Genomic DNA, 256 nt, shown 5'->3' on the forward strand with positions numbered 1-256 from the left:
GCCGCACTCGCGCGCGCGCTGAACCTCGACTTCACGCAGCAGGTGCCGGGCGTCGTGACGACCGTGCATGCGGACGCGGCGTCGGGGCCGGCGACCGGCAAGTTCGTGTTCACCGGCGGAGTGTTCGGGTTCCTCGACATGGCCGATGCAAGCAATCCGTACTTCACGGTCGGCGCGTTCGTGCAGTGACCGCGCGCAGCGACACGGCGGCGCCGCGCAGGTGCGCGGCGCCCGGACAGAACAGGGGAGACTTCAT

1 protein-coding gene is annotated in these 256 nt (G+C 70.3%); it reads left to right on the plus strand.

All coding sequences use genetic code 11. The annotated features are described in order from the left end of the window. On the plus strand, window positions 1–189 hold a 189-nt coding region (locus SB816_RS33205), incomplete at its 5' end, for a DUF2957 domain-containing protein (RefSeq protein ID WP_410548405.1). Window positions 190–256 lie beyond the last annotated feature (67 nt).

Origin of the sequence: Achromobacter sp. SIMBA_011, from assembly GCF_046535435.1 — a bacterium.
Classification (GTDB): Bacteria; Pseudomonadota; Gammaproteobacteria; order Burkholderiales; family Burkholderiaceae_B; genus Achromobacter; species Achromobacter dolens.